This window comes from Variovorax sp. V93, assembly GCF_041154485.1.
Classification (GTDB): Bacteria; Pseudomonadota; Gammaproteobacteria; order Burkholderiales; family Burkholderiaceae_C; genus Variovorax; species Variovorax beijingensis_A.
Genome location: NZ_AP028669.1, coordinates 5,432,436 through 5,452,417 on the forward strand (window position 1 = coordinate 5,432,436; position 19,982 = coordinate 5,452,417).

At 67.9% G+C, this 19,982-nt stretch carries 20 protein-coding genes and 1 riboswitch; of the genes, 8 read left to right on the forward strand and 12 right to left on the reverse strand.

Features of this window, described 5'->3' with window-relative positions:
* Nucleotides 1-4: 4 nt before the first annotated feature.
* Nucleotides 5-2,587: an LPS-assembly protein LptD gene (locus tag ACAM54_RS25835; RefSeq protein ID WP_145738976.1), complete on the reverse strand. Its 2,583-nt coding sequence runs from the start codon at nt 2,585-2,587 to the stop codon at nt 5-7.
* Nucleotides 2,588-2,821: 234 nt separating this feature from the next.
* Here ACAM54_RS25835 and ACAM54_RS25840 point away from each other — a divergent pair, with 234 nt between their 5' ends.
* The 5 genes from ACAM54_RS25840 to ACAM54_RS25860 all read left to right on the forward strand — a co-directional run bounded on the left by ACAM54_RS25840 (nt 2,822) and on the right by ACAM54_RS25860 (nt 7,961).
* Complete coding sequence (locus tag ACAM54_RS25840) at nt 2,822-3,916, forward strand: aminoglycoside phosphotransferase family protein (protein WP_145738974.1); 1,095 nt, start codon at nt 2,822-2,824, stop codon at nt 3,914-3,916.
* A gap of 8 nt (nt 3,917-3,924) precedes the next feature.
* Nucleotides 3,925-4,659: a 16S rRNA (uracil(1498)-N(3))-methyltransferase gene (locus ACAM54_RS25845; RefSeq protein ID WP_369649374.1), complete on the forward strand. Its 735-nt coding sequence runs from the start codon at nt 3,925-3,927 to the stop codon at nt 4,657-4,659.
* 63 nt (nt 4,660-4,722) lie between these two features.
* Entirely contained in the window at nt 4,723-6,078 is a 1,356-nt protein-coding gene (locus ACAM54_RS25850) for a M20/M25/M40 family metallo-hydrolase (RefSeq protein ID WP_369649375.1), read from the forward strand.
* Nucleotides 6,079-6,178: 100 nt separating this feature from the next.
* Nucleotides 6,179-6,640: a YidB family protein gene (locus ACAM54_RS25855; protein WP_369649376.1), complete on the forward strand. Its 462-nt coding sequence runs from the start codon at nt 6,179-6,181 to the stop codon at nt 6,638-6,640.
* A gap of 142 nt (nt 6,641-6,782) precedes the next feature.
* On the forward strand, nt 6,783-7,961 hold the full coding sequence (locus tag ACAM54_RS25860) for an MFS transporter (protein WP_369649377.1): 1,179 nt from the start codon (nt 6,783-6,785) through the stop codon (nt 7,959-7,961).
* A gap of 16 nt (nt 7,962-7,977) precedes the next feature.
* On the opposite strand, the gene ACAM54_RS25865 is transcribed toward ACAM54_RS25860, so the two are convergent.
* Nucleotides 7,978-8,844 carry a lysophospholipase gene (locus ACAM54_RS25865; protein ID WP_369649378.1) on the reverse strand — a complete coding sequence of 289 codons (867 nt, stop codon included), beginning with the start codon at nt 8,842-8,844 and terminating at the stop codon, nt 7,978-7,980.
* Entirely contained in the window at nt 8,841-10,352 is a 1,512-nt protein-coding gene (locus ACAM54_RS25870; protein WP_145738962.1) for a M20 family metallopeptidase, read from the reverse strand. Before ACAM54_RS25870 ends, ACAM54_RS25865 begins: the two co-directional genes overlap by 4 nt.
* A gap of 88 nt (nt 10,353-10,440) precedes the next feature.
* On the opposite strand from ACAM54_RS25870, the gene ACAM54_RS25875 reads away from it, so the two are divergent.
* The gene (locus ACAM54_RS25875) at nt 10,441-11,226 is read left to right on the forward strand and encodes a DUF72 domain-containing protein (RefSeq protein ID WP_369649379.1); all 786 of its coding nucleotides are present in this window, start codon (nt 10,441-10,443) and stop codon (nt 11,224-11,226) included.
* Between the two features lie 18 nt (nt 11,227-11,244).
* On the opposite strand, the gene ACAM54_RS25880 is transcribed toward ACAM54_RS25875, so the two are convergent.
* Complete coding sequence (locus ACAM54_RS25880) at nt 11,245-11,760, reverse strand: polymer-forming cytoskeletal protein (RefSeq protein WP_055807343.1); 516 nt, start codon at nt 11,758-11,760, stop codon at nt 11,245-11,247.
* A 137-nt stretch (nt 11,761-11,897) separates the two neighbouring features.
* Here ACAM54_RS25880 and ACAM54_RS25885 point away from each other — a divergent pair, with 137 nt between their 5' ends.
* Nucleotides 11,898-12,830 carry an ion transporter gene (locus ACAM54_RS25885; RefSeq protein ID WP_369649380.1) on the forward strand — a complete coding sequence of 311 codons (933 nt, stop codon included), beginning with the start codon at nt 11,898-11,900 and terminating at the stop codon, nt 12,828-12,830.
* Here ACAM54_RS25885 and ACAM54_RS25890 read toward each other — a convergent pair.
* The 4 genes from ACAM54_RS25890 to ACAM54_RS25905 all read right to left on the reverse strand — a co-directional run bounded on the left by ACAM54_RS25890 (nt 12,775) and on the right by ACAM54_RS25905 (nt 15,857).
* Nucleotides 12,775-13,365, reverse strand: coding sequence for a YigZ family protein (locus ACAM54_RS25890; RefSeq protein ID WP_369649381.1), 591 nt, complete (start codon nt 13,363-13,365; stop codon nt 12,775-12,777). The two genes, ACAM54_RS25885 and ACAM54_RS25890, sit on opposite strands and share 56 nt — an antisense overlap.
* Before the next feature lie 34 nt (nt 13,366-13,399).
* Nucleotides 13,400-13,987, reverse strand: a complete 588-nt coding sequence (metW, locus tag ACAM54_RS25895; protein WP_369649382.1) for a methionine biosynthesis protein MetW — start codon at nt 13,985-13,987, stop codon at nt 13,400-13,402.
* A complete protein-coding gene (locus ACAM54_RS25900) occupies nt 13,984-15,159 on the reverse strand; it encodes a homoserine O-acetyltransferase (RefSeq protein WP_145738955.1) in 1,176 nt (391 codons plus the stop codon). Before ACAM54_RS25900 ends, metW begins: the two co-directional genes overlap by 4 nt.
* A gap of 134 nt (nt 15,160-15,293) precedes the next feature.
* Nucleotides 15,294-15,857: a TMEM165/GDT1 family protein gene (locus ACAM54_RS25905; RefSeq protein WP_369649383.1), complete on the reverse strand. Its 564-nt coding sequence runs from the start codon at nt 15,855-15,857 to the stop codon at nt 15,294-15,296.
* A 17-nt stretch (nt 15,858-15,874) separates the two neighbouring features.
* Nucleotides 15,875-16,051, reverse strand: a riboswitch (yybP-ykoY riboswitch).
* Nucleotides 16,052-16,314: 263 nt separating this feature from the next.
* Here ACAM54_RS25905 and ACAM54_RS25910 point away from each other — a divergent pair.
* The gene (locus ACAM54_RS25910; RefSeq protein ID WP_192324824.1) at nt 16,315-16,854 is read left to right on the forward strand and encodes an RNA-binding protein; all 540 of its coding nucleotides are present in this window, start codon (nt 16,315-16,317) and stop codon (nt 16,852-16,854) included.
* Between the two features lie 80 nt (nt 16,855-16,934).
* On the opposite strand, the gene ACAM54_RS25915 is transcribed toward ACAM54_RS25910, so the two are convergent.
* Genes ACAM54_RS25915 through ACAM54_RS25930 form a run of 4 tightly spaced genes read right to left on the reverse strand, consistent with a single transcriptional unit; the run spans nt 16,935 to nt 19,904 of the window.
* Nucleotides 16,935-17,717, reverse strand: a complete 783-nt coding sequence (locus ACAM54_RS25915) for an SDR family oxidoreductase (RefSeq protein WP_145738951.1) — start codon at nt 17,715-17,717, stop codon at nt 16,935-16,937.
* A gap of 8 nt (nt 17,718-17,725) precedes the next feature.
* Nucleotides 17,726-18,361, reverse strand: a complete 636-nt coding sequence (gene lptC, locus ACAM54_RS25920; RefSeq protein WP_145738949.1) for an LPS export ABC transporter periplasmic protein LptC — start codon at nt 18,359-18,361, stop codon at nt 17,726-17,728.
* Complete coding sequence (locus tag ACAM54_RS25925) at nt 18,358-18,906, reverse strand: KdsC family phosphatase (protein WP_369649384.1); 549 nt, start codon at nt 18,904-18,906, stop codon at nt 18,358-18,360. Before ACAM54_RS25925 ends, lptC begins: the two co-directional genes overlap by 4 nt.
* Nucleotides 18,906-19,904, reverse strand: coding sequence for an SIS domain-containing protein (locus tag ACAM54_RS25930; protein WP_369649385.1), 999 nt, complete (start codon nt 19,902-19,904; stop codon nt 18,906-18,908). Before ACAM54_RS25930 ends, ACAM54_RS25925 begins: the two co-directional genes overlap by 1 nt.
* Nucleotides 19,905-19,982: the final 78 nt, after the last annotated feature.

Sequence of the window (19,982 nt, forward strand, 5' to 3'; positions counted from 1 at the left end):
CGTCTCAGTCGTAATTGGTGAAGCGGCTCGGCCCTTCGGTGGGCTGGCGAAGGGGCTGGTAGCGCTGGATGTTGGTCCGCAAGGTCTGCATCGGGCTCGACCCGATGCTGGAGAACCCGACGAATTCGAGCTGGAACATGATGCGCGTGTTGGCCGTCACCGTGCCGGTCGTGATGCGCTGCAGCACCACGCGTCCGATCCAGCAGCAGCCGTCGTACTCGAAGCCGAGCACGCCGTCGGTGAGTTTCTTGTCCTGCAGGCTGTAGTTGAGCCGGCCGACCGCGTACCAGCGCCCGCCGCCCTGGCCCTTGCCCGGGCCGAGGTCCTTGCCCTTGTCGCCCCACAGGTCGTTGAGCGGCCACTGCCAGCCCACGTCGAAGGACTTGTTGCCGTCGGTGGCGAGGGGGGTGGTGGGCGCCTGGTAGCGGAAGGCCGCGCTCAGGTTGCGGTACGGACCCGGGTTGTAGCGCGCGGTGATGGCCGAGCGCTCCGACTTGCGCGTGTCGGGGTTGTACTGGACGACCGTGTCCAGGCTCCACTTGGGCGTCCAGTTGATCTGGGCGCCCAGCAGCAGGTCGCTCGCGCGGTCGGTCACCGGCGTGCCGCCCGGCAGCGTGACCCTCTGGTCGCTGAAGCGCAGCCGCTGCGCAACGCCGAAGCGCGCCGCCTCGACGCCGGTGTCGGGGTCGATCAGGCGCGAGGTGACGCCGAGCGTGAGCGTGTTGGTGTCGGAAATGCGGTCGTTGCCCGAGAAGGCGTTCTCGGTGTAGATGGTCGCGAAGCTGAAATCGTTGGCCGCCGAATCGTAGTTCGGCAGCATGCTCTGGTTGCGGAACGGCGTGTAGACGTAGTAGGCGCGCGGCTCCAGCGTCTGACGGAAGGCGCGGCCGAAGTAGTTGGCGTCGCGCTCGAAGATCAGGCCGCTGTCGAGGCTGAAGGTCGGCACCGTCCGGTTGCTCGAGGTCGGGAAGAAATACAGCGAATTCGGGTTGTAGGGCACGCCGTTGACGTACTGGGTTCCGTTCACGGTGAGCCTGGGAACGTCCGACTGCGGCAGGTAGTAGTTGTACGAAGCCGTGTTCAGCTGCAGCTTCGGGATGACGAAGGAGCTCGGTGTGATGAACGGCCGGCTGATGGTGGCAATGGCCAGGGCGCGGTCGCCGTCGGGCTGCGACTGCTGGTTGATGTCGAAGCCGGGCTGGCCGGCCAGGATGGTGTTGACGCGAAAGCGCGTGTAGTCCAGGTTCAGCGAAACGTCGAAGCCGTGCCAGTCGTACTTGTTGTAGTTGGCCGTGATCTGCGGCATCCGGTCATAGGACGGAACGATCGGCGACAGGCTGTATTGCAACGTCTGGTAGCGCAGCGCACGGATGCCACCGTTCCAGTCGCCCTTGCTCCAGTTGAGCGAGGCGTCGTTCGACAGCTGGCGCTGTGCCAGCGTGGGCGTGCGCGTGAAGTCGCGCCAGTAGTCGTTGTCGCTGACCCGGTTGATGTTGATGCTGGCCGAGAGCGAATCGAGCCCCAGCGCCTTGGCATTGAAATCCTGGTGGTGATTGGCCCAGATGCCCCAGCGCTTGCTGCTGGGCGGCGCGCCGAAGCTCAGGGCCGAGGCCTGGATTTCGCCGTTGGCGAGCTGCTGCAGCTGCGCGGCGCGCGTTTCGTTGTAGCGCTGGCCCACGAGGCGGTCGCTGCCCATCAGGTCCAGCCGGATGCTGCCGCTGTATTCCTTCTCGAGGTAGCGGAATTCCGAACCCAGGTTGAGGCCGCGCTTGCTCATCAGTGTGGGCGTGAACGTGGCGTCGCGGTTGGGCGCGATGTTCCAGTAGTACGGCTGCGAGATCTCGATGCCGTTGGTGTTGTCGACGCCGATCGTGGGCGGCAGCAGGCCGCTCTTGCGCTCGTTCGACAGCGGAAAGCTCACGCTCGGGATCGGCGGCGTGCTGATGCCCATGAAGCTCAGCCGCGCGTCGGTGGCCACGCCGACGTTTTCCTCGGTGTCGGTGGTCAGCGTGGCCGCGGACAGCAGCCAGGCCGGCATCCAGCCCGGGAAATCCTCGCGGCGGCAGGTGGTGTACGTGGCGGTGCGGGCCACCGACACGTTGCTGTCGACGAAATCGATGCGCTGCGCCTCGCCATGCCCGCCGGTGGCAAGGAAGGAGTAGCGCACGTTGTTGAAGAAGCCTTCGAAGGTCTCGAGCTTGAGCTCGAGCTCGGGGCCTTCGTACACGTTGCCGGCCTGGTTGACGCGCACATTGCCGCGCGCCTTGGCGCGGTCGTCGGGCTGGTAGTACTCGAGCCGGTCGGCGGTGATGGCGACTTCGCCGCGACGCAGCGTGGCATGGCCTTCGACCACGGTTTCGAGGTCCTGGCGGCCCGACAGGCGGTCACCGGTGATCAGGCTGGGCAACTGGCTGCGCTCGGCGGGCGGCAGCGATTCAGTCAGCTGCGGCGTGCGCTTGAGCGTGAGCGGGCCATCGAGGCCTCCGGCCGGCTGGGCCGAGGCGCCGTGCGCGTGCAGCAGCGCCAGCGACAGCACGGCCAATGGCAGGGGCGGTCCGGAACGCCGCAAGGCAACGCGCCGCCTCATCAGGCCTCCCGCCGCATCGTTCCGGCGGAGGTCCGCAGTCTTCCCGAGGAAGGCTGCGAGTGCACAGGGTGCCAAGCGTGGGGGCTTTGGATCGTAGGCATCGGTCAGGAACGAAGGATCGTCGGGAGGACGGCGCGGCAGGCCGGCAGGTTGCAGGAGCCGGCGGCAACTCTGTTCGACCAGGGAGGACCGCAGGAGTTGCCGCGCCAGGCGGATTTGTAGAATCGATTATCCATGACAGCACCCCCGCTCCCGGCCTCCGAGCCCATCCCCTCCGCCACGGCCATTCTCTGGACAGATCCGCAGCGGGCCGCGGCGTTCCAGAACTGGCTGGCCGGCATCGGCGCCGCGCACGGCCTGCTGCCCGAGACGGTGCGCCTTGCCTCCGCCGATGCGAGCTTTCGCCGCTACTTCCGCATCGACGCCACGGGGAGCGCCGCCAGCCGCATCGTGATGGATGCGCCGCCCGACAAGGAGAACAGCGAGCCCTTCGTGCAGGTTGCCCGCCTGATGGCCGAGGCCGGCGTGACCGCGCCGCAGGTGCTCGAGTGGGACCGGACCCACGGCTTCCTGCTGCTCGACGACCTGGGCCGCGAAACCATGCTCGACGTGATCGACCCGGCCCGGCCCGACGCCAGCCGTCCGCTCTACGACCAGGCGATCGATGCGCTGATCCGCTGGCAGCTGGCTTCCAGGCCGGACGTGCTGCCGCCCTACGACCGCGCCTTGCTCGAGCGCGAACTGGCGCTTTTTCCCGAGTGGTACATCGGGCGCCACCGCGGCATTGCCGTCGAAGGCCAGCTCAAGGAGCGGCTGGAACGCAGCTTCAGGCTCATCGTCGAGAACAACCTGGCCTCGCCGAGCGTCTACGTGCACCGCGACTTCATGCCGCGCAACCTGATGGTCCGCAACGATGCCGATTTGGGCGTGCTCGACTTCCAGGACGCGGTCTACGGCCCCATCACCTACGACATCGCGAGCCTGATGCGCGACGCCTTCCTGAGCTGGGACGAAGAGTTCGTGCTCGACGTCACCATCCGGTACTGGGAAGCGGCGCGCAAGGCCAAGCTGCCGGTCGATGCCGATTTCGGCGCGTTCTACCGCTCGGTCGAATGGATGGGGCTGCAGCGCCACCTCAAGGTGGCCGGCATCTTCGCCCGCCTGACGCTGCGCGACGGCAAGCCGCGCTACCTGGCGGACACGCCGCGCTTCATCGCCTACATCCGCTCCACCGCCAGCCGCTACATGGAACTCACGCCGCTGCTGCGGGTGATCGACGAGATCGAAGGCACGTCGGCGCTGACCGGCTTCGCCTACGGCAGGGTTTAGGGCTCTAGATGCCCCGCTTCCACTGCCCGGTGCCTTTGACCGCGGGTGCCACGCTCGAGCTGCCTCCCGGTCCCGCGCGCCACGTGCAGGTGCTGCGCATGCAGCCCGGCGACGCGCTCACCTTGTTCGACGGCTCGGGCGGCGAATACGCGGCAACCGTGGAGCGCATGGGGCGCAGCGATGTGTCGGTGGCGATCGGCGCCCATGCGCCGGCCGAGCGCGAAGCCATGCGCGCGGTGCACCTGGCCGTCGGCATGCCCGCCAACGAGCGCATGGACTGGCTGGTCGAGAAAGCCACCGAACTGGGCGTCGCGAGCATCCAGCCGCTGGCCACGGCCCACGGCGTGCTGCGGCTCTCGGGCGAGCGCGCCGAGAAGAAGAGGGCGCATTGGGAAGCGATTGCCATTGCCGCCTGCGAGCAATGCGGCCGCAACCGCGTGCCGCGGATCCATCCGGTGCGGCCGTTCTCGAGCCCCTCGGCATGGATCGACGCAAATGCGGGCGCCGCCACGCTGCGCCTTGTCCTGAGCCTCGCCCAAGGCACGCGGGGCCTGGCCGATGCCACCGCCTCGGCGCCGGCCGGCGGCAGCGTGCTGGTGCTGAGCGGACCCGAGGGCGGCCTGAGCAGCGCCGAGGAACAGGAAGCGCTGGCATGCGGCTTTGCGCCGGTCACGCTCGGGCCGCGCGTGCTGCGCGCCGAAACCGCAGCACTCGCCGCGCTGGTATTGCTCGCCGGCCCTTGAGGAATGCTTTCCGCGAAGGCTTGCCACACCCACTCCCCATCACAAGAAAAGGATCTCCACGCCATGCCTCGTTCGCCCCGCGCCCTCCGGCTCGCTCCCCTTATGCTGGCCATGCTCTGCGCCGTCCACGGCGCGCAGGCCCAGAACACCGCCGTGGCGCCCACGCCGGCACAGGTCACGCCCGAGGTGGACAAGACCTTCACCCAGATGATGGCGGCGCCCGCGATCCAAAAGCTGCTCGACGCGGTCAAGGCCGACCATGAGCGCTCGGTCGAAGACCTCAAGATGCTGACCGAGATCGAAGCGCCGCCGTTCAAGGAAAGCAAGCGCGCCGAAGCCTTCCTGGCACGCATGAAGGCGCTCGGGCTCGCCGACGCGAGGATCGATGCCGAAGGCAACGTGATCGGCCTGCGCAAGGGCACCGGAAACGGCCCCAAGCTTCTGGTGTCGGCCCACCTGGACACCGTGTTCCCCGCCGGCACCGACGTGAAGGTGAAGGAGCATGAGGGCAAGCTCCACGCGCCCGGCATCGCGGACGATACGCGCGGCCTGTCGGTGCTGCTGTCGTGGCTCAAGGTGCTCAACGACAACAAGATCCAGACCGTGGGCGACCTGCTCTTCGTCGCCAATGTCGGCGAGGAAGAGCTGGGCAACCTGCGCGGCATGAAGGCCATCTTCCGCGACCATCTCGACATCGACGGCATGGTGGGGCTGGAGCCTTCACCCGACGGCAACGTGCTGGTCCTGGGCACGGCGAGCCATCGCTATGAAGTCACGTTCAAGGGACCGGGCGGCCACAGCTTTGCCGCGTTCGGCCAGGTGCCCAGCGCCATCCACGGCATGGGCCGCGCCATTGCCAAGATCGCCGAAGTCCGCACGCCCAGCTTTCCCAAGACCACCTTCACCGTCGGCACCGTGGGCGGCGGCACCTCGGTGAACACCATTGCGCCCGATGCGCGCATGGCCATCGACATCCGCTCGGACGACATGGCGTCGCTGCTGGAAACCGAAAAGAAGATCCTCGCGGCCATCGACGAAGCGGTGGCCGAGGAGAACAAGCGCTGGAACGTGGCGACGCTGAGCGCCAGCAACAAGCTGATCGGCGACCGGCCGGGCGGGCGCACGCCGTCCGATTCGGTGATCGTGGAGGCGGCAGTCCGCTCGAACACCGCCTTCGGCCACAAGACGCTGCTGCGCGGCGGCAGCACCGACGCCAACGTGCCGATGTCGTACGGCATCCCGGCCATCATCATCGGCGGCGGCGGAAAGTCGACCGGCTTCCATGCCCTGAGCGAATCGATCGACGTGACAGATGCCTGGAAAGGCGCGCAGAATTCGCTGGTGACAGTGCTGGGTCTGGTCGGCGTGCAAGGGGTAAGCCCCGCATTGCTGCCGAAACGCGCATCGCGTCCCAGGTAATTTGTCACGCTGCGGGCTTAAAAGTAAACAAGCTTGCTCGCCCGGGGCCCCTCGCGCTGGGAAAATGCCAGCGGTTCTGTCACACACCAAGGAAACGTCCATGGGAATGCTCGATTCGGTACTCGGCCAGGTTCTCGGGGGCGCCGCCCAACAGCAGCAGCCGCAAGGCGGCGGCATCGGCGGGCTGGGAGACCTGGGAGGCCTCGCTGGCGCGCTGGGCGGCCTGCTCGCCAACAACGGCGGCACGGGTGGCCTTGGAGGGCTGGTCTCGAAATTCGAGCAGGCCGGCATGGGCGACGTGATCGGCTCCTGGATCGGCAAGGGCGAAAACCAGCCCGTGTCCGGCGACCAGTTGGAGAACGCACTGGGCAGCGACACCATCGCCAGCATCGCCTCCAAGCTTGGCATCAATGCGCAAATGCTGCTGCCCATGCTGGCCACCATGCTGCCGGCCCTGATCGACCAGCTCACGCCGCACGGCAAGGTGCCGGAGCAGGGCCTGGACAACCCGAACGACCTGCTGGGTACGCTCGGCAGCCTGCTGCAGAACAGGCAGCCTTGAGCGAACTGTTTGCTCATCGGAAATTCCGGCGCCCGCGAGGGCGCTTTTTTTTTGCCTGCCGCATTTCGGCTGGCGCATCCGGGGCGATTCGCGTAGAACCGCAGCCTTCCATGCCGCAACACGCCTTCGCCGCCATTTCTCCATGAACCGCAACCTCTGGCTGCTCGCCATCTGCCAGGGCCTGTTCCTGACCAACAACGTCACCTTCATTGCCATCAACGGGCTGGTCGGCCTGAGCATCGCGCCGCGCGGCTGGATGGCCACGCTGCCGGTCATGGGCTATGTGGTGGGCGGGGCGCTCACCACCGGGCTGGTGGCGCGCACGCAGCAGCACTTCGGGCGGCGCGGGTCGTTCCAGATCGGGCTGGCGGTGGGGCTGGGCTCGGCCTTGCTGTGCGCCTTCGCGGCCATCTCGAAGAACTTCTGGCTCCTGTGCCTGGCCACGCTGGTGGCGGGCTACTACAACGCCAACGCCAACCTCTATCGCTTCGCGGCCGCCGAACTCGCGGCCCCGGCTTGGCGCGAGAAGGCGGTGTCGCTGGTGATGGCCGGCGGCTTGATCGGCGCGGTGGCGGGGCCCAACCTCGCGGCCGCCACGCGCGAAGCGTTCGCGGTGCCGTTCGCGGGCGCCTACATCGCGCTGGCGGCGGTGGCGCTGGTGTCGATGGTGGTCATGCGCTTCATCGAGTTTCCCGCCACGCTCACGCGCCAGCAGGCGCTGGGCGGGCGGCCGCTGTCTCAGATCATGCGCCAGCCGGTGTTCATTGTGGCGGCCGCGGCGGGCGCGCTGGGCTTTGGCGTGATGAACCTGCTGATGGCCGCCACGCCCATTGCCATGCAAATCTGCAGCCTGCCTTTTTCCGACGCCGCGCTGGTGCTCGAATGGCATGTGATCGGCATGTTCGCGCCGGGCTTCTTCACCGGCCACCTGATCCGCCGCTTCGGCGCGCTGCCGGTGATGGGCGTGGGGCTCGCGCTGAACTTCGGCTGCATCGCCGTTGCGCTGTCGGGCGTGGCGCTGCAGCACTTCCTCGTGGCCCTGTGCCTGCTGGGCGTGGGATGGAATTTCCTGTTCACGGGCAGCACCACGCTCTCGCTCACGGCCTACACCGCGGAAGAGCGCGACCGGGCGCAGGGCGCACTCAATTTCTGCGTGTTCGCGACGCTCGCGCTGACTTCATTCGCCTCGGGCGTGCTGGTCACGACGCAGGGCTGGCAGCTGCTGAACTACGGCTCGCTGGTGCCGGTGGCGCTCACGGGCGCGGCACTGCTCTGGCTCGCGCAGACGCGCCGGCGCGCGGCTGCGGCCGCGAGCGCCTGAAGCGCGTCCTCCTTCTTCAGTCCGGCGGAAAGCGCTTGCCGAGCCAGCGCTGCAGCGCGGCGAACACGGGTTCAGCCTCGAGCTCGTTGAATATCTCGTGGTACATCGATTCGAAGCACTGCGCTTCGACCATGCCGCCGGGCGCGGCGGCAGCCGCGAAGGCCCGGCTGGCGGCCGGCGCCACCAGGCGGTCGTCGCCTGCATACAGCAGCAGGGTCGGCACCGGCCAGTGCGCCGCCGCCTGCTGCACTATCGTCCCTTCGTGCGCCAGAAAGCGCGCGAGCCGGCCGCCGATGCGGTCGTGCGTGAGCGGATCGTCGCGGTAGGCCTGCACCACCGCCCGGTCGTGCGAAAGAAAGTTGTCGTCCAGGCCGTTGCCGACGCGCAGCCCGGGCGCAATGCGCGGCAGCACCGCGAGCAGCGCCTTCTGGAACCAGTTCAGGCCCGGGTCGAGCCCTGGCGAGGACAGCACCAGCCCGTCGACCGGCCGCACACCGCGCGCCACCAGGCTGGCCGCGACCAGCCCGCCCAGGCTGTGGCCCAGCAGCAGCAGCGGCAAGCCGGGGTTCTCGCGCCGCGCATCGTCGATGACCAGCGCGAGGTCTTCGACCAGCCGCAGTTCGCCGGGCAGCGCGCCGCGCGCACCGGACGATCCGCCGTGGCCATGATGGTCATGGGCCCACACTGCGAAGCCCCATGCGTGCAGGCGCGCCGCAAGTGGGTGATAGCGCCCGGCATGCTCGCCGAGCCCATGCACCAGCACGACGACGCCGCGCGATGCGCCGGCCGCCGGAAGGCGGCGCAGCAGCAGTGTTTCGCCGTCCGGCGTGGGCAGCGAAACCCGCTGCGGCAAAGGCAGCAGCTGCGCCGCCGCCGGGCTCAAGCGGCCGCCGGCTCCGCAGCCGCGGCGCGGTGCGCGGCCGGCAGCGCCGCAATCACCTCGGCCACCGCAGCCGTGAGCTTCTTGGCGTAGGGCACGTGCAGGAATTCATTGGGGCCATGGGCATTGCTCTTCGGACCCAGCACGCCGCAGACCATCATCTGCGCCTTGGGGAAGCCGGCGCTCAGCATGTTCATCAGCGGAATGGTGCCGCCCTGGCCGATGTAGCCGCAGGATGCGCCGAAATGCGCCCGCGAGGCCTTGTTGAGGGCATCCTCGAACCACGGCGTGATCGTCGGCGCATTCCAGCCGGTGGCGCCGCCGCCGCTTTCGAAGGTCACGCGTGCCTGGTAGGGCGCGTTGTCCTCGAGCAGCGTCTTCAGCTGCTGCACCGCTTCGGCCGCATCGACCAGCGGCGGCAGGCGCAGCGACAGCTTGAACGCGGTGTAGGGGCGCAGCACGTTGCCCGCGTCCTTCAGCGCCGGAAAACCCTCGGCGCCGGTCACCGAGAGCGTGGGCTTCCAGGTGCGGTTGAGCAGCGCCTCGACCGGATCGGTGGTGGTCGGCAGCGCGAACACGGTCGAGCCGCCGCAGTCGTAGTGCGCCCACGGAAAGCGCTTGTAGACCTCGTCGCCCAGGATCGCCGCGGTGGCTCTGGCCTGCGCCAGGCGGTCGGCCGGCACTTCGCAGTGGAAGCTCGCAGGCAGCAGGCGGCCGGTGGCGCTGTCCTCGAGGCGGTCGAGCACCTGCCGCATGATGCGGAAGCTCGAGGGCACGAGGCCCGACGCATCGCCCGAGTGGATGCCTTCGGTCAGCACCTCGACCTTGAGCGTGCCGCTGGCCATGCCGCGCAGCGAGGTGGTGAGCCACAGCTGGTCGTAGTTGCCGGCGCCGGAGTCGAGGCAGATCACCAGTTCGACATTGCCCAGCCGCGGACGCAATGCGTCGACATACGGCAGCAGGTCGTAGGAGCCGCTTTCCTCGCAGGTCTCGATCAGCCCGACGATGCGCGGATGCGCCGCGCCCTGGTTCTTGAGCGCCTGCAGCGCGGCGATGCTGGCGTAGACCGCATAGCCGTCGTCGGCGCCGCCGCGGCCGTAGAGCAGGCCGTTCTCGTACTTGGGCGTCCAGGGGCCGAGGTCGTTGCGCCAGCCGGTGAATTCGGGTTGCTTGTCGAGGTGGCCGTACATCAGCACGGTCTCGCCCATGTCGGTGCCGGTGGCCGGCACTTCGAAGAACAGCACCGGCGTGCGGCCTTCGAGGCGCACGATCTCGAGCTTCAGCCCCTCGACCTTCTGCGCCTCGACCCAGGCCGCCGCATTGCGCAGCACGGTTTCAAGGTAGCCGTGGGCCGACCAGTCCTTGTCGAAGCCGGGCGACTTGGCGGGAATGGCGATGTAGTCAGTGAGTTGCTTGAGGATGTCGCCATCCCACTGGGCGGTGACGTCGGACAGGGCACGCTCGGCATCGAGCAGGCCGGTGGGCATTTCGCGGTGCAGGGGGGCGTTCATCGGGTTCTCCGCGGGGAAGGAAAAAAACGCATTTTGCGCCCTTGGGCGAGCGCGCGTAGAGTGCGGCGATCTCAACCCGGAGCGCAATGTGAGCAAGGCAGCATCGACTCGGATCAAGGTGGGCATCGGCGGCTGGACCTACGAGCCCTGGCGCGACAATTTCTATCCCAAGGGGCTCGCGCAGGCGAAGGAGCTGCGCTATGCGAGCCGCCAGGTCAGCGCCATCGAGATCAATGGCACCTACTACAGCACCTTCAAGCCCGAGACCTTCCGCAAATGGCACGACGAGGTGCCGGAGGACTTCATGTTCTCGATGAAGGCCTCGCGCTTCGCCACCAATCGCAAGGTGCTGGCCAGCGCGGGCGATTCGATCAAGCGCTTCATCGACAGCGGCGTGAGCGAACTCGGCGACAAGCTCGGCCCGATCGTGTGGCAGTTCATGCCCACGAAGCCCTTCGATGCGGAAGATTTCGAGGCCTTTCTCGAGCTGCTGCCCAAAAAGGAAGGCAGCCGCGCGCTGCGCCACGTGATGGACGTGCGGCACCCGAGCTTCATCACGCCCGGCTACCAGGCGCTCGCGAAGAAGCACAAGGTCTCGACCGTGTTCACCGACGCGGACAAGTTTCCTTCGTTCGAGGAGCCCGAAGGCGACTTCGCCTATGCGCGGCTCATGATGGCCGACGCCAAGCTCAAGACCGGCTATGCGCCGAAGGCGCTCGACGCCTGGGCCGAGCGCGCGCGGCAATGGGCCGAAGCACCCAGGAAGCGCGACGTGTTCGTCTACTTCATCAACGGCGCCAAAGAGAAAGCACCGGCCGCGGCCGGTGCCTTGCTGGAGCGCCTGGGTTGGAAGCCGCCTGAAGAGGCGGCCTGAGCCGAAAGGCCTGATCGGTCAGGCTGCAGCTTGCAGCGACGGCTTGGCGCCGAAGCTGATTTCGCCGGACAGCTGGCCGCCTTCCTCGATCACGATCTTGCCGTAGCGGATCTTGCCGGTGACCTTGCCGGTCGAGTGGATCACGAGCTTTTCGCGCACCGTGAGGTTGCCGTCGAACACGCCGCGGATCTCGGCGATGTCGATCTCGGCCGAGCCCTTGAACTCGCCCTGTTCGGCGATCTGCATCAGGCGCGAGTCCATGGTCGCTTCGACCAGGCCTTCGACCACGAGCGTGTCGCAATCGGTGATCTCGACGCCCTTGAGCTTGATGTTGGGGCCGACGGTGAGCTTGCTGCCGCCTTCCTTGGCCGGCGCGGTCGCTGCAGAGAGGCCCCCTTGCTGCGCGGTCAGCGACGAAGGATTGACGGGCGAGCCCGAGAGATTGGTGCCCGAGCCCACCAACGGCGCGGGACGAGAGGTCAACGAGTCGGTGTCACGATCACGCTTGCCGAAAAAGGGGGACTGTGTGGCCAATGGGGAGCTCCTCAACAAAACGGCTATCGTAAGAACCCGCTCGCGGCCTGCGGCACTTCATTGCGCAATAAACGTAACCGAATAAGTCCCGCAGCACGCCGCCAATGCCGCTTCCCCGTGCCCCGGCCACCGAAAAGATGACCCGATCGAACACTGCACCCGCCGCCCGGACCCTCGCGATCTCCTCGACCATCGATTCGCGCTTCGACAAACCTGCGAGCGGCTGGCGGCGCCAGCTGTTCACGGTGATCTTCGAGGCCGACACGCGTGCTGGCCTGCTGTTCGACCTCGCCTTGATCGCCGTGATCGTGGCCAGCGTGCTGGTGGTGATCCTCGACAGCGTGCAGCCGATCCGCGAGCAATGGCGGCCCGTGTTCAACCTGCTCGAATGGGTGTTCACCATTTTGTTCACGCTCGAATACATCGCGCGGCTCGCCTGCGTGAACAAGCCGCTGCGCTACGCGCTGAGCTTCTATGGCGTGATCGACCTGCTCGCGCTGCTGCCGACCTTCCTGGTGGCGCTCGCGCCCGAGCTCGCCTACCTGATCGACGTGCGCGTCCTGCGGCTTTTGCGCGTGTTCCGCATCTTCAAGCTGTCGCGCTATTCGGTGGAATACCGCGCACTGGTCTCGGCCGTGGCCGCGAGCCGGCGGAAGATCACGGTGTTCGTGGGCTTCGTGATGCTGGTGGTGCTGGTGATGGGCACGCTGATGTACGTGGTGGAAGGCCCGCAGCACGGCTTCACGAGCATTCCGGTGGCGATCTACTGGGCCATCTCGACCATGGCCACGGTGGGCTTCGGCGACCTCGTGCCGAAGACGGATCTCGGCCGCGCGATTGCCTCGGTGATGATGCTGCTGGGCTGGGGCGTGCTCGCGGTGCCGACCGGCATCGTGACGGCCGAGATGGCCCGGCGCGGGCCCGACGACGACATGGCAGGGCCCGTAGCGCTCGCATCGCGGGGCGTGCTGGCGATGACACCGCCCTCGGCCGTGGCCGCACCGGTGCGCCGGCTCACGCCTGCGGCCAGACGGCGCGCCCTTGCGCAGCATCGTCGAGGCGGGCGATGAAGGCATTCGCGTCGGGTTCGGGCAGCGTGAATGTGAAGTCCACCGCATCGCCGTGCCGCACATCGACCAGCGAGGCGCCGGCCACGGCAGCGATCTCGCGCCGCACCAGTCCTTCGAGCGCATAGGGCACGGCGCATTGCAGCAGCCGCTGGCGCACCAGCGGCACCAGCGTGGCCCCGAGGCAGGCCTGCGCCACCGCGTCGGTGTAGGCCCGCACGAGTCCGCCCGCGCCCAGCTTGATGCCGCCGAAGTACCGCACCACCGTGGCAAGCACGCCTTCGAGCTGCTGGTGCCGCAGCACCTCGAGCATGGGGCGCCCGGCCGTGCCGCCCGGCTCGCCGTCGTCGTTGGCGGCCGACTGGCCACCCGCCATCAGTGCCCAGCAGACATGCGCGGCGGCGGGGTGCTCGGCGCGAAGGGATGCCACCACGGCCAGGGCCGCGGCCCGGTCGGCCACCGGCTGCACGCAGCCGATGAAGCGGCTCTTCTTGACCAGCAGTTCGCTGTGTACCGGTTGCGCAAGCGTGAAGCTCATGGAGCTGCCGTTTTCAGTCGGGGCGCGGAAGCGCTCAGCGCTCCCGCTCGAACTTGAACACGGCCGTGCCCGCGCGTGCATTGGGCAGCCAGCGCACGCTGCGGCCTTCCTGCACGCCGAAGGCATCGAGCACGCGCAGGCTGTTCTTCTGCGCCAGCACCTCGAAATCCTTGAAGGTGCCGACCCGGATGTTGGGCGTGTCGTACCACTGGTAGGGCAGGCGGCGCGTCACCGGCATGCGGCCGCGCGCAATGCTGATGCGGTTGGGCCAGTGCGCGAAGTTGGGAAAGGCCACGATGCCGATGCGGCCCACGCGCGCGGTTTCGCGCAGCATGATCTCGGCGTTTCGCAGATGCTGCAGCGTGTCGATCTGCAGCACCACGTCGAACGAGGCGTCGTCGAACATCGCCAGGCCTTCGTCGAGGTTCAGCTGGATCACGTCGACGCCGCGGCGGATGCACTGCAGCACGTTGCCGTCGGCAATTTCCACGCCGTAGCCGCTGCAGCCGCGCTCGCGCTGCAGCAGGTCGAGCAGCGCGCCGTCGCCGCAGCCGAGGTCGAGCACGCGCGCGCCCTCGGGCACGAGGTTGGCGATGAGCCGCTGGGTCTCGATGTCGCTCACGATGCACTCCCTTCGGCCAGCACCTCGTGCGCCACGCGCTCGAAGTAGGAACGCACCACGCCCATGTAGCGCACGTCGTCGAGCAGGAAGGCGTCGTGCCCGTGCGGTGCGTCGATTTCGGCGTAGCTCACGTTGCGGCGGTTGTCGAGCAGCGCCTTCACCAGTTCGCGGCTGCGCGCGGGCGAGAAGCGCCAGTCGGTCTTGAAGCTCACGAGGAGGAACTTGGCGGTGGCGCCCGCGAATGCCGCGCTGAGGTTGCCGCCATGCGAACGCGCGGGGTCGAAGTAGTCGAGCGCGCGCGTGATCAGGAGGTAGGTGTTGGCGTCGAAGTATTCGCTGAACTTGTCGCCCTGGTAGCGCAGGTAGCTCTCGATCTGGAATTCGATCTCCTGCGTGGAGTAGCGGTAGTCGAGCGCCGCCGCCTCGCCCTCGACCGCGCTGCGCAGGATGCGGCCGAACTTGGCGTTCATGACGTCGTCGCTCAGGTAGGTGATGTGGCCGATCATCCGCGCGATGCGCAGGCCGCGCTTGGGGATCACGCCGTGCTCGTAGAAGTGGCCGCCGTGGAAGTCGGGGTCGGTGACGATGGCGCGGCGCGCCACTTCGTTGAAGGCGATGTTCTCGGCCGTGAGGTTGGGCGCGCTGGCCACCACCACGGCATGCCGCACGCGATCGGGGTACTGCAGCGTCCACGACAGCGCCTGCATGCCGCCCAAGCTGCCGCCCATCACCGCCGCGAGCGTGCGGATGCCGAGCGCGTCGAGCAGCGCGGCCTGCGCATCGACCCAGTCTTCGACCGTGACCACCGGAAAATCCGCGCCATAGACGCGGCCGGTGGCAGGGTTGACATGCATCGGGCCGGTGGAGCCGAAGCAGGAGCCGAGGTTGTTCACGCCGATCACGAAGAAGCGGTCGGTGTCGACCGGCTTGCCCGGGCCCACCATGTTGTCCCACCAGCCTTCGGACCGCGCCTGGCCTTCGTAGGTGCCGGCCACGTGGTGCGAGGCATTGAGCGCATGGCAGACCAGCACCGCGTTGCTGCGCTCGGCGTTCAGGGTGCCGTAGGTTTCGTAGGCGAGCGTGTAGCTGCCGAGCGACGCGCCGCTGCGCAGGGCCAGCGGGCCCTCGAACTGCATCGACTGCGGAGTGACGACCAAGGGAGGTGACGACATCAATGAAAAAACCCGGCCTCGCCAAAAACGAGCCGGGTTGCTTGTTCGCCAACTTGACTGTCTTTAGCTGAATTTATTAAGCGCCCGCAAGCTGAAGCAAATCGGCGCAGCCGGCAGTATATCGTCCCGCCGCGCTACCAGCCGACGATCATCACGAGGCCGAGCACGAGGAAGATCGCGGCCGAGACGCCGTGCACCAGCTTGATGGGCACGCGCCGCACGATCTTCTCGCCGAGCCACACCACCGGCGCGTTGGCCAGCATCATGCCGAGCGTCGTGCCGGCGACCACCCAGAAATACTCCTGCGTGAAGCGCGCGGCCAGCATGACGGTCGCGATCTGGGTCTTGTCGCCCATTTCGGCCAGGAAGAACGCGACCAGCGTGGTGACGAAGACCCCGTGGTGGGTGGCCGCGGGGGCGTCGTCCTCGTCGAGCTTGTCGGGGATCAGCATCCACGCCGCCATGGCGATGAACGAGCCGCCCAGGATCCAGCGCAGCACGTCGGGCCCGAGCCAGTGGGTGATCCAGTTGCCGACCGCGCCGGCCAGTGCGTGGTTGACGATGGTGGCCGCGAAGATCCCGAGCACGATCGGCCAGGGTTTCCTGAAACGCGCCGCAAGCAGAAGAGCCAGCAGTTGGGTCTTGTCGCCCATTTCGGCGAGCGCAACCACGCCGGTTGCAACGAGAAAAGCTTCCATGAAAGAGAGGGGTTCCTTGGGCCGAAGGACGCAATTGACCGTGCAACACCTTCGGCCATATTCCCGAAGTTGCACGGTCAAAGGTCTCGCCAGGTGTGTCCACTGCACGCGCCATGTCCTGTGTGGGGCAGGACAAGTCTGTTGACGCGGGCCCTTCTCGCGATGGAAGGCGGCTACTCCCCAATGACGGGTCGGATTCTACCTGCTGCGCCGCAGCCAACGGCTGGGTTTGTAAGCGTGCGCTAGCTTTCCCTAAATTTTTCGAGGCCCTACAGGATGCAGCAAATTACTGCTTGCATTTCACGTATTTCACCCATAATGCACGAGCCTCCCTCTTCATTTTGCCGGGGAGGAAGTTCGGTGATCGGTCAGTTTCGCGCGACTCGACGGCTCTCGTTTGAGTGATGCTTTCGGGACTCCATCGCTTTTCTTGCTATGTGTTTATAGGAGTCCCTTGATGGGCAACAAACTGTATGTCGGCAACCTGCCTTACTCGGTGCGCGACAGTGATCTCGAACAGGCTTTCGGACAATTCGGCGCGGTGACCAGCGCCAAGGTCATGATGGAACGCGACACGGGCCGCTCGAAGGGCTTCGGCTTCGTCGAGATGGGCAGTGACGCGGAAGCGCAAGCAGCCATCAATGGCATGAACGGCCAGCCGCTCGGCGGCCGCAGCGTCGTCGTCAATGAAGCACGTCCCATGGAAGCACGCCCCCCGCGCAGCGGTGGCGGCGGCTACGGCGGCGGCGGTGGTGGTTATGGCGGCGGTGGTGGCGGTGGCTACGGCGGCGGTGGTGGCGGCTACGGTGGTGGCGGCGGTGGCCGCTCCGGCGGTGGCGGCGGCTATGGCGGCGGTGGTGGTGGCCGCTCCGGCGGCGGTGGTGGTGGCGATGGCGGCTTCCGCAGCCCCTATGGCGCCGGCCCCCGTGGCGGTGGCGGCGGTGGCCGCTCCGGCGGCGGCGGCGGCTACGGTGGTGGCGGCAACAGCGGCTACTGAGCGCTGCGGCCAGGCACGCACAAGTAAAAAGGGCTCCTCAGGGAGCCTTTTTCATTGGGGCCGCCGCCCCGGTGAATTCATCAGCTTTCGCCGCTGCGCTTCTTGCGGGCGCGGCCCTGCACGGCGCGGTCGAGCAGCGCGTTCGGCAGCATGCGCATCAGCTTGGCGACCACGCCCATCTGCCAGGGAATCACGCGGTAGCTGGTGCCGGCCTCGATGGCGCGCAGTGCTTGGTCGGCAAAGTCCCGGGCCTTCATGAGAAAGGGCATGCCGTAGCGGTTGCCCTGGGTCAGCGGCGTGTCGATGTAGCCGGGGCACAGCGTGACGACCTTGACGCCGCTGTTGTGCAGTTCGCCGCGCAGGCTCTCGCAGTACGCGACCACGCCCGCCTTGCTGGCGCAATAGGCGCCGTGCCCCGGCAGCCCGCGAATGGCCGCGACGCTCGCGATGCCGACCAGCCGGCCGCTGCCGCGCTGCCTCATCGCCGCCACGAAGGGATGGAAGGTGGCCATCAGGCCCACGTTGTTGGTGGCGAAGGTCCGGGCCATCACCTCGATGTCCTCGCGCTGTGCCGTGTCGATGCCCACGCTGATGCCGGCGTTTGCAATCACCACGTCGGGCAGGCCCTGGCGTTCGATGCAGGCGGCGCCCGCGGCCACGATGCTGTCGGTTTGCGCCACGTCGGCGCCATAGACCTGGTAGCGGGCGGGGTCCAGCTGGCGCTCACCGGCCCAGGATTCGATTTCCGCGGTGCGCCGCGCCACCAGCGCGAGGCGGTAGCCCGCCTCGTAGAAGCTGGCGGCCAGGGCCTGGCCGATGCCGCTCGATGCGCCGGTGATGAAGACAAGCGGGGAGGGGCTCATGCGCGGGTTCAGCGCGGCTTGCCGGCCGCCGAGGGAATCAGGACGCCGCGCACCCGGCCGGTCAGGTTGGCAACGCCGCTCAGGTTGTCGTAGTCGAGGTTTTCGGCGGTGAACTGGTCGGCGCCGCGGATGAGCGTGACCGGCTTGTTCGAGGTCACGCGTTCGGTGTCGAGAAAGGCGTGCAGGAAATCGCCGCGGAACTCCAGCCGCGGCGTGGACTTGCCGTTGGGCCCCACCACCGGATCGCGGATGACGATGGCGTTGCCGAAGAGCTGGATCTCGCTGCCGTCGGAATTGGAGATGCCGCGATTGGCGGTGGCGTGGGTCGTGAAGCCCTGCGGCGAAACCGAGCGCATGCGCACGTCGTCGACCTCGACGGTGTCGGTGTCGGGGTAGTGCCGGCCTTCCTTGCCATGGAGTTCGCTGCGCAGGTCGCCGTTGGGCAGGAAGTTCTTGATCACGAAGCCGCGCATGAAATAGTCGGGCTCGTGCGTGGGCGCGGCCTTGGCCGTGGGTGCGAGCAGCTTGGGCGCGTTGCGCACCAGCCAGTAGGTGCCGAGCGCAACGGCCGCCGTGAGAATGATGGGCAGGTAGATCGTGGCGCGGTCGAGCACGTCGCGCAGCAGGTTCCAGGCACGCTTCATTGCCTGGGACCCCGGGCGGCGTCGAGCAGGCGGCGGTATTGGCCGCAGGCCGTCAGCAGCAGATCGCAGAACTCGCGCGCCGCGCCTTCTCCGCCGCGTGCGCGGGTGACGTAGTTGACCGCGTCGCGCACTTCGACATGCGCATTGGCGGGCGCGGCCGCGAAGCCGACGCGCGCCAGCACGGGCAGGTCGGGCCAGTCGTCGCCGATGGCCGCGGCCTGCAGCCAGCTGAAGCCGAGCTCCTCGAGCATGGCCTGGGCCGCGGGCAGCTTGTCTTCGGTGCCGTAGCGCACGTGCTGGATGCCCAGCGCTTCGAGCCGCACGCGCAGCGGCTTGGAGTCGCGGCCGGTGATCACCGCGGGCGTGATACCCGCCAGGCGCAGCAGCTTGAGGCCGTAGCCGTCCAGGATGCTGAAGCGCTTGAGGGTTTCGCCGTGCTCGGTGAAATACACGCCGCCGTCGGTCAGCACGCCATCGATGTCGAAGAACGCGATGCGCACGTCCTGCGCGGCGAGCAAGGTTTCGGCCTGGAAGTCGAGCGGCATCAGATGACCTTCGCGCGCATCAGGTCGTTGATGCTGAGCGCGCCGATCAGGAGCCCCTGGGGGTCGACGATGAGCACGCTGGTAATGCGGTGTTCTTCCATCAGCTCGGCCGCCTCGACCGCCAGCGCCTCGGCGCGCAGCGTGCGCGGGCCGGGGTGCATCACGTCGGCGGCGGTGAGGCCGCGCAGGTCGCCGCCGGTCTCCACCTGGCGGCGCAGGTCGCCGTCGGTGAAGATGCCGATGGCACGGCCTTGCGCATCGACCACGGCGGTGGCGCCCAGGCCCTTGGAGCTCATCTCGCGCATCAGCTCGCTGAGCGTTGCGGTGGGCGCCACGCGCGGCACCTCGTCGCCCGAGCGCATCATGTCGCTCACGTGCGTGAGCAGCTTGCGGCCGAGCGCGCCGCCGGGGTGCGAGCGCGCGAAGTCTTCGGAGCCGAAGCCGCGCGCGTCGAGCAGCGCCACCGCCAGCGCGTCGCCCATGGCCATCTGGGCGGTGGTGCTCGCGGTGGGGGCGAGGTTGAGCGGGCAGGCCTCCTTGGCCACGCCGGCGTCGATCACGATGTCGGCGTGGCGCGCGAGGGTGGAGTCGGTGCGGCCGGTCATGGCAATGAGCGGCACGCCCTGGCGCTTGACCACCGGCAGGATCACGGTGAGTTCGTCGACCTCGCCGCTGTTGGAGATGGCCAGCACCAGGTCGACCGGCTTGATCATGCCGAGGTCGCCGTGGCTCGCTTCGGCCGGGTGGACGAACATGGCCGGCGTGCCGGTGGAGGCCAGGGTCGCCGCAATCTTGCGGCCGACATGGCCGCTCTTGCCCATGCCCATGACGACCACGCGTCCGCGCACGTCCAGGATCTTGCGCACGGCGTCGACGAAACTCGGACCCACGCGCGACTTGAGGCCGAGCACGGCATCGGACTCGATGTCGAAGGTGGCGCGCGCCCGCGCCAGGATTGCGTCGGCGTCGACCACGGGGGGCAGGGGAGCTGAACTCATCGGCGGATTTTACGGGCCGGCCGGCGCGCGCCGCCGCTCGATACAAGCCGCACGTTCGGGGCATGGACATTGCTCTAG

Bases quoted from the DNA above. Each gene is read 5' to 3' on its own strand.
- ACAM54_RS25845 (WP_369649374.1), top strand. From the start codon at position 3,925: ATGCCCCGCTTCCACTGCCCGGTGCCTTTGACCGCGGGTGCCACGCTC.
- ACAM54_RS25910 (WP_192324824.1), top strand. From the start codon at position 16,315: ATGGGCAACAAACTGTATGTCGGCAACCTGCCTTACTCGGTGCGCGAC.
- ACAM54_RS25890 (WP_369649381.1), bottom strand. From the start codon at position 13,365: ATGAGCTTCACGCTTGCGCAACCGGTACACAGCGAACTGCTGGTCAAG.
- ACAM54_RS25860 (WP_369649377.1), top strand. From the start codon at position 6,783: ATGAACCGCAACCTCTGGCTGCTCGCCATCTGCCAGGGCCTGTTCCTG.
- ACAM54_RS25870 (WP_145738962.1), bottom strand. From the start codon at position 10,352: ATGAACGCCCCCCTGCACCGCGAAATGCCCACCGGCCTGCTCGATGCC.
- ACAM54_RS25925 (WP_369649384.1), bottom strand. From the start codon at position 18,906: ATGCCGCTCGACTTCCAGGCCGAAACCTTGCTCGCCGCGCAGGACGTG.
- ACAM54_RS25930 (WP_369649385.1), bottom strand. From the start codon at position 19,904: ATGAGTTCAGCTCCCCTGCCCCCCGTGGTCGACGCCGACGCAATCCTG.
- ACAM54_RS25900 (WP_145738955.1), bottom strand. From the start codon at position 15,159: ATGTCGTCACCTCCCTTGGTCGTCACTCCGCAGTCGATGCAGTTCGAG.
- ACAM54_RS25840 (WP_145738974.1), top strand. From the start codon at position 2,822: ATGACAGCACCCCCGCTCCCGGCCTCCGAGCCCATCCCCTCCGCCACG.
- ACAM54_RS25905 (WP_369649383.1), bottom strand. From the start codon at position 15,857: ATGGAAGCTTTTCTCGTTGCAACCGGCGTGGTTGCGCTCGCCGAAATG.
- ACAM54_RS25855 (WP_369649376.1), top strand. From the start codon at position 6,179: ATGGGAATGCTCGATTCGGTACTCGGCCAGGTTCTCGGGGGCGCCGCC.
- lptC (WP_145738949.1), bottom strand. From the start codon at position 18,361: ATGAAGCGTGCCTGGAACCTGCTGCGCGACGTGCTCGACCGCGCCACG.
- ACAM54_RS25885 (WP_369649380.1), top strand. From the start codon at position 11,898: ATGACCCGATCGAACACTGCACCCGCCGCCCGGACCCTCGCGATCTCC.
- ACAM54_RS25850 (WP_369649375.1), top strand. From the start codon at position 4,723: ATGCCTCGTTCGCCCCGCGCCCTCCGGCTCGCTCCCCTTATGCTGGCC.
- ACAM54_RS25835 (WP_145738976.1), bottom strand. From the start codon at position 2,587: ATGAGGCGGCGCGTTGCCTTGCGGCGTTCCGGACCGCCCCTGCCATTG.
- ACAM54_RS25915 (WP_145738951.1), bottom strand. From the start codon at position 17,717: ATGAGCCCCTCCCCGCTTGTCTTCATCACCGGCGCATCGAGCGGCATC.